Raw genomic sequence first — 7624 nt, 5'->3', positions numbered from 1 at the left:
TAAGATTAAATCTCAACTATTACATTTTATCTATTTAATATCTCTTCTTTTTCCTGTAAAGCTTTCCATAGCTCCTTATTTCCTGCTATTACCGTATCTATAATTTTAGTATTTTCATAAAGAAATTGATCTTGTTTTAAACAACCTACTTTAGAGTTCTTAGGTATGTTGATATCACCGAAAGCCGGTTCTTCTTCCTTAGTCAAGACCTTGAAAAAAGTTGTTTTACCTGCTCCGTTAGCATCTACTAAACCATATCTTTTATTATTTTTAATATGCAAATTTACATCGGTAAATAGTATTCTTGCACCATAACTCATGGCTAAATCGTTTATAATAATCATATTTTTAGATGTCGTGGTTAAATTTAGGAATAATTGAAAAGGTTTTAGAAAAGTTATAAATATTTAATATTTCTTCATTAACTCAAAAGCTTTTGCAAAATCTACTATATATTCTTCTTGCTTTTCTAAATCTTTAAGCTTGAGATTATTATTTGCCTGCTCTTCATCACCGATGAAAATAATAAATTGAGCATTTTCATTAAGAACGCGTTGTATTCTTTTAGCTATTTTACCTACGGGATCTATAATAGTAGAAATATTTTGTAAGCGTAATTTATCTACAATTTCTAAAGCATAGCAAATATTATTTTCGCCTATAGGTAATACAAATACCGGCTTTACTTCAAATATATTATATTCCCGAATTAAAGCAATTCGCTCGATACCGGCAGCAAAACCGATAGCCGACACATCATCATTATTACCCATGATTTTAGCAAGCCCGTCATAACGTCCGCCGGCAAGAATAGTGGATTGACTCCCTAGCTTTTTCGTAGTGAATTCAAAAGCAGTATGACAGTAATAATCAAGCCCTCTAACCAAACGTGGATTTATACTATATTTCACGCCTAAAATATCAAGGTATTTTAGCAGTTCATCAAAATATTCTTTGGATTCATCGGTATAATATTCAGATAAAATCGGAGCATCAGCTACTATTTTTTGATCGATTTCACTTTTAGAATCAAGGATCCGCATTGGATTTTTGATCAGCCTTATTTTGCTTTCTGCTGATAATTGATCTTTAAAGTCATTTAGATATTCTACCAGTTTTTGCTGATAAGCACTTCTTGATTCACTACATCCAAGGGAATTCAGCTCTAAGATTGTATCCTGCTCTATTTCGAGTGCTTTAAGTATGTCTACTGCTAACTTCAAAGTTTCGGCATCAGTAATAGCACCTTTAGAACCAATATATTCGTAATTTAGTTGGTGAAATTGTCTTTGACGCCCTGCTTGCGGTCTATCATAACGAAAAACAGGACCAGTAGAGAAAAGTTTAAGGGGTAGTTTATGCTGCAAACCGTTTGAAATGAAGCTTCTTATAATACCTGCCGTAAATTCAGGTCGTAATGCTACGGATTCATTGCTTTTATCTAAAAAACTGTAGATTTCTTTACTGATTACGTCAGAACTTTCGCCCATAGAGCGGTTAAAGACTTTTGTATACTCAAGTATTGGGGTACTCATTTGCTTATAACCGTACAATACTCCAACATCCCTTGCTTTGTTAATTATATAGTCGTGAACTTTATAATCATCCAGCAATAGATCTTTCATTCCTCGAAGTGGTTGCAGCTTTTCAGTCATTTGCTTAATTTTGTGGTTTTGTGTGGCTATTAGTGAGGAGTGGCAAAGCATACTGTGTCACCCTGTGGTTCGTTCTATAGTACCGGACAGTTTTTAAAAAGCTCTCGATGTCATTCCTGCGAAAGCAGGGATCCAGGCTAAAAATCTTGTTATACAAGATTTTTTTAAGAGCTCGATTGATCTCGCTTTATGATGGATTCCTGCTTCCGCAGGAATGACATAGAAGAAAAATGTCCAGTACTATGGTACAAGCCACAGGATGACATTGGAATTAGCTATACTTCTCTTTTTATAAAAAACGATCTTACAATATATAAAACAAATATTGTAATAAACCAATATATTAACGCACGACCTGCCGTTAATAGATTAAATTCACCGTCATATATTTGAATAAATAGCAAATAAGCACAAGCAATCAAAATAAACGGTACAATAATAAATACTAACGGACATTTAAAAGGTCTTTGTGCTTCAGGTAATCTTATCCTAAATAATACCACTATTATTGTGACGGTTATATAATCAATTAATGCTCCCATTGAAGTTAATTGCGTTAATAATTCCGTAGAACAAAATCCTCCAAGAATAGCGGCTAAAGAGGCAAATATTACAATCGTAATATACGGACTATCATATTTTGGGTGCAATTTTGCAAAACTTTTCGGTAGTAAACCGTCACGTGCAATAGCATAAAAAATACGAGAAGTACCGTAAATATTCATCATCAACACCGTCATCATACCACAAACCGCACCGGTTGCAACAATAGCAGAGCCAATCTTGCTATTATTGATAGTTAAAGCATAAGCAAGTGGTTGATCGTTATTTAACTGATCAAAAGGTGTAATACCGGTCACAAGCCCTGCCATTGTCACATAAACTATAGTAGTTAGAACAAGCGAGCCGATAATACCGATCATTATATCACGTTTTGGATTTTTACATTCCTCAGCTGCGGTTGCAATCGTTCCAAAACCTGTAAAAGCTAGGAATAAAATAGATGCACCTACTAAAACATTACTAAAACCGAAAGGCATAAAATTGCCCCAGTTAGTAGCATCGAAATGAGGAGCAGCAGCGAGTACAAATACAAATATTGCAGCCATTTTTATGAAAACTAAAATTGCATTTAGTCTCTTACTATCTTTAGTACCTAAATATAAAATAAATCCGATAAATACCGAGATTAAAAATGCCGGTAAATTTATTATACCGCCATTTGTCGGTACGGTAGTTAATTCTTTCGGTAAATTGATTCCGCCTGCTGCTAATATTCCTTGTACGTAACCCGACCAGCCTGCAGCTACTATTCCTGCAGCAACACCTAATTCTAAAATTATGACGCTACCAATCATCCAAGCAAATACTTCACCGAATGCAACATAGGAGTAAGTATAAATACTTCCTGAAGTCGGAAGCATTGCAGCAAGTTCAGTATAAACAAGTGCTACAAAGATACAGGTAATACCTGCAATCGCATAAGATAACATTACTGCAGGTCCTGAATATTTAGCTGCAATTATGCCGGTAACGACAAATACGCCAGTACCAATCATTGCACCAAGACCCAGTAATATTAAATCGAATGCTCCAAGCGTCTTGCTAAGACCGCTTGAGCTACCTATCTCTTTTACTGATTCAAAACTTTTCTTTCTTAAAAAACTCATTAGTTTCTCCTGTTTTAGTGAGCTTGTTTTGTATTCCTTAATGTAATAATTTTTTCGTCATTGCGAGCAGCTATAGGCTGCGTGGCAATCCCATGAAGTAATAACAAAACTCCTGAGATTGCTTCGTCAAAACTTACAGTTTTTCCTGCAATGACGGATTTATGCAAAAATAATTACCTTATATCTCTAGTAATCCATCCGCCGCCGAGTACTCTTTCGCCAGCATAAATAACGCATGCTTGCCCAGGGGCAACGGCTTTTTCTTCGGATAAAAATTTTACTTTCATTTTATCATCGTCGAGTTTGCTTATTTCAGCTAGACGAGGCGGTCTTGTCGAACGAATTTTAACTTCTACTTCTAGCTTTTCATTATCTTTAATCTCATCTGCAAGCCAGTTTATGTCTTTAATTATAAACTCCTGCACATGTAATGCAGACTCCGGTCCTACATATACTATATTGTCCTTAGGATCAATCTTTACTACATATAAAGGCTCGTTATAAGCTATACCAAGGCCACGACGTTGCCCTATAGTGTAATTAATTATACCGCTATGCTCTCCTAGCTCAAACCCGTTTACGTGAACAATTTTGCCACTTTCGCTTGCTCCCGGACGTATTTTATTTATTACACTCTTATAATTTCCATCAGGTACGAAGCAAATGTCTTGGCTGTCGGGCTTATCTGCTACCTCAAGCCCAAATTTACTAGCAAGCCTACGTGTTTCATCCTTAGTAAGCTCCCCAAGGGGAAAGCTCAAATATTCCAATTGCTCTTTAGTAGTAGTAAACAAAAAATAGCTTTGGTCTTTTGCTGGATCAAGTCCCGTATGTAACTCCGCTCCGTTATCGCCATTTACTTTTCGTACATAATGACCGGTAGCGAGCTTGTCTGCTCCAAGCTCTTTAGCCGTTTTAATTAGATCCCTGAATTTCACCGATTTATTACATTGCACACATGGAAGCGGGGTTTCACCTTGTAAATAGCTATCAACAAAATTATCTATTACCGACTCTTTAAACTTACTCTCATAATCAAGTACGTAATGGGGAATACCTAGCTTATTTGCTACCATTTTAGCATCGTAAATATCCTGACCGGCACAACAGGCATTTTTTTTTCCTACTGCCATACCGTGATCATATAGCTGCAAGGTAATACCTATAACATTATGTCCCTGTTCATGCAACATTGCGGCAACCGCCGAACTATCAACCCCGCCTGACATCGCGACAACTATAGTAGACGGCTTATCCCCTAAATTAATCATATCAACCTTAAACAAACAGCAAATTATACTAAATTTATAATTAAATTACAACGCTATCTTTTAATATATTAAAATGCTATAATACCGTCATTGCGTGCGACTGTAAGGAGCGTGGCAATCTCAGGAGTTTAGTACGAGATTGCTTCGTCAAATTACTTCGTAATTTTCCTCGCAATGACGAGAAACTTACAATAATGTAGCCTAAAGGATACAAAAATCATATGTTATTTAAAATATTATACAAAACGATTATTACATTAGCTCTAATTTATTTCGTACTGATTATCTTAGAATATGCACGTCAAGGTTTTATTAATGATTTATCATTACAAAAAGTAGATTTATTTATTCAGAATTCTATAAAAGAGCCTATTTATTTAGTTTCTTATGCCGACGGTCCGGAATATGTTTATCGTAATCAAAATGCTACTACTCACTATGCGATTAATAAAGGTATAGATTTCATATTTAACTATAAGAAAAAGCATATAAATCAAGCATTTATAGAAAAAAATCAAGAAATTTTTAATGAACCTGCAGGAGCGGGGTTATGGCTATGGAAGCCTTATATTATACTTGAAACAATGAAAAATGCACCGGAAGGAGCTATTATAGTATATTTAGATTCAGCTTTTGTTATTAAAAAACATATCAGTAATTTAACAAATCTTTTAGGCGATAATGATATATTACTGGTACATGATCGCGATCGTAAAAACGGTAGTTTTGTTAAAGGCGAAACTTTTGCTTTAATGGATTGTCTGAACGAAGAATGTAGAAATAACGATCATATTTGGAGTGCCGTTATTGTTGTGCGTAATACTGCACTTTCTCGCTCTTTTATTGAAAAATGGCTAAGAAGTTGTGAAGATATTAGAATTCTTTCAGGCAAAGATTATAATATTCATCCTAATTACGATGAATATAAATGGCATCATTCCGACCAATCGGTGCTTAGTCTTATATATCACCAAAATCCGCAATCAGTTAAAGTAATAGAGTATGAAGAAACAGCACCTTTCTTATCTTGGTTTCACCGTAAATATTCAAATAGCTCACCGTTAAAGCCATGGTATAGCATATACGGTATAGAACCTATAATTAATTTTAATACTAACGGCAAAGTTTTACCTTCCACAGCTCTTATAAACACTCCACTGATTGTTAGGCTTCGTAAATGGGTTGTTGAGCATCAATGATTAGCTTTGCCTGCATGGATACCGTGCCGTCATTGCGGGCGAACGTTAGTGAGCGTGGCAATCTCATGAAATAACAACAAACTCCTGAGATTGCTTCGTCAATACTTCGTATTTCCTCGCAATGACGATATCTCTCGTACTTTAAAAAAGCTATAAGATAAAGTAAGTACTTTAATGTCTTGCATTTCAGGGTCAAGCTCAAAATCTTTATCTATATAAAATGTAACCGGCATTAAGACTTTTTCGCCGGCTTTTAATAATTGTTCTTCAAAACAAAAACAATGAATTTTTACGAAATATTTTCCTGCTTTATTTGGAGTAACATTATATACGGAAGTACCTATTATATCGTTATTGCTTAGATTTTCCGTTTCATAGAACACTAGAGTATTCTGCCCCGGAACAATTTGCACTCTTTGTTGCCTGGGAATAAACCGCCAAGGTAAATCTTTATCAACATTAGCATCAAACTCGATAATTATAGGTTTAGTGCCTTTTACCTTAGAATATACACTCATCGTTTCTTTTGCAGTAGTACCTCCATATCCCGTAACTTTACAAAATAGATTATAGATAGGTACGGAAGCAACACTTAGTAATACCATACTAATTATTAATCCCAACAAGGAAAAGGCTAAATTTTTATTGGATTTTTTAGACATTATTTGATTTTATTTAAAAATACTCTAGAAAAAGTTTATTTTAGATCATATATATGTTAGTATAGAGAAAAATAGTAAGGTTGGTATGACTAATAATATTAATGCATTAGCAATCTCTAGCGAATCAGGATTTTATAGCTACTTACAGAAAATCAATAAAATTCCGTCACTTACGCAAGAAGAAGAATTTTTATTAGCGAAATCCTATTTAGAAGAGAATGATTTACAAGCTGCACATAAATTAGTAACGAGCCATCTTAAACTTGTTGCAAAAATTGCAAGTGGCTATAGAACTTACGGTCTTCCTATTACCGAATTGGTTTCAGAAGGTAATATAGGTTTAATGCAAGCAGTAAAAAAATTCAATCCCGAACTTGGTTTCCGCCTATCAACATATGCAATGTGGTGGATTAAAGCCGCTATTCAAGAATATATATTAAAATCTTGGTCATTAGTAAAGATGGGAACAACGGCTGCACAAAAAAAATTATTTTTTAGCCTTAATAAAATTAAGCATAAAATTACCAATTTATACTCAAGGGCTATTACTGCCGACGATTTCGTACAAATAGCAAATGAGCTAGGCGTTTCGGTTAATGAAGTTTCTGAGATGAATACTAGAATTTCAGGTTCTGATTTATCGTTAAACAACCCTATAAATAGCGACGATGCAGAATCAGGAGAACTGATAGAACTATTACCGGAAACACGCCCTACTCCCGAAACTATAGCTATTAATAAGCAAGACTCTACCAGTAAAAGGAAGTTACTATCAAATGCTATGAAGATTTTAAATGATAGAGAACTTCGTATTTTTACAGAGCGTAAATTAACGGATACTCCTAAAACTCTAGATATTCTAAGCAATGAGTATAATATTTCTAAGGAACGTATTAGACAAATAGAGAATACGGCTTTTGAAAAAATAAAAAAGTTTATCTTAAACCATAGTAAAAAAGTAGCTTAGCATTCTTACTTGTCATTGCAAGCGAGTGTTGTTACATAGATACCAAAACCGTCATTCCTGCAAGACCTTGTTGCGTAGATATAAAAAAAAGTAGCTGCGAACTAAGAAAAGTAGTAAATCGACAAAAAACTTAACCACAAGTGTGTATGTCAAAGCTACAAAAAGTTTGCAACTGGAAAGAATATAACAGAAGTTTAAAG

8 protein-coding genes are annotated in these 7624 nt (G+C 34.5%); 2 read left to right on the top strand and 6 right to left on the bottom strand.

Annotated features, from left to right (window positions below):
• Positions 1-26 precede the first annotated feature (26 nt).
• The 5 genes from KYQ89_RS05305 to mnmA form a co-directional block, all read right to left on the bottom strand.
• Positions 27-344, bottom strand: a complete 318-nt coding sequence (locus tag KYQ89_RS05305) for an ATP-binding cassette domain-containing protein (RefSeq protein WP_218460713.1) — start codon at positions 342-344, stop codon at positions 27-29.
• A gap of 63 nt (positions 345-407) precedes the next feature.
• On the bottom strand, positions 408-1655 hold the full coding sequence (hisS, locus tag KYQ89_RS05300; RefSeq protein WP_218460712.1) for a histidine--tRNA ligase: 1248 nt from the start codon (positions 1653-1655) through the stop codon (positions 408-410).
• 275 nt (positions 1656-1930) lie between these two features.
• Positions 1931-3325, bottom strand: coding sequence for an amino acid permease (locus KYQ89_RS05295; RefSeq protein WP_218460711.1), 1395 nt, complete (start codon positions 3323-3325; stop codon positions 1931-1933).
• A 14-nt stretch (positions 3326-3339) separates the two neighbouring features.
• On the bottom strand, positions 3340-3492 hold the full coding sequence (locus KYQ89_RS05290) for a hypothetical protein (protein WP_218460710.1): 153 nt from the start codon (positions 3490-3492) through the stop codon (positions 3340-3342).
• 6 nt (positions 3493-3498) lie between these two features.
• Positions 3499-4596 carry a tRNA 2-thiouridine(34) synthase MnmA gene (mnmA, locus tag KYQ89_RS05285; RefSeq protein WP_218460709.1) on the bottom strand — a complete coding sequence of 366 codons (1098 nt, stop codon included), beginning with the start codon at positions 4594-4596 and terminating at the stop codon, positions 3499-3501.
• 221 nt (positions 4597-4817) lie between these two features.
• Here mnmA and KYQ89_RS05280 point away from each other — a divergent pair, with 221 nt between their 5' ends.
• On the top strand, positions 4818-5795 hold the full coding sequence (locus tag KYQ89_RS05280; protein ID WP_218460708.1) for a hypothetical protein: 978 nt from the start codon (positions 4818-4820) through the stop codon (positions 5793-5795).
• 98 nt (positions 5796-5893) lie between these two features.
• On the opposite strand, the gene KYQ89_RS05275 is transcribed toward KYQ89_RS05280, so the two are convergent.
• Positions 5894-6457: a cytochrome c oxidase assembly protein gene (locus KYQ89_RS05275; RefSeq protein WP_218460707.1), complete on the bottom strand. Its 564-nt coding sequence runs from the start codon at positions 6455-6457 to the stop codon at positions 5894-5896.
• A gap of 85 nt (positions 6458-6542) precedes the next feature.
• Between KYQ89_RS05275 and rpoH the strand changes: the two genes are divergently transcribed.
• Positions 6543-7424, top strand: a complete 882-nt coding sequence (gene rpoH / locus KYQ89_RS05270; RefSeq protein WP_218460706.1) for an RNA polymerase sigma factor RpoH — start codon at positions 6543-6545, stop codon at positions 7422-7424.
• The last annotated feature ends 200 nt before the right edge of the window (positions 7425-7624 follow it).

Origin of the sequence: Rickettsia sp. TH2014, from assembly GCF_019249195.1 — a bacterium.
GTDB classification, from domain to species: Bacteria; Pseudomonadota; Alphaproteobacteria; order Rickettsiales; family Rickettsiaceae; genus Rickettsia; species Rickettsia felis.
The sequence above is the reverse complement of the archived record's forward strand: the minus strand, read 5'-3'. Positions and strand labels throughout refer to the sequence as shown.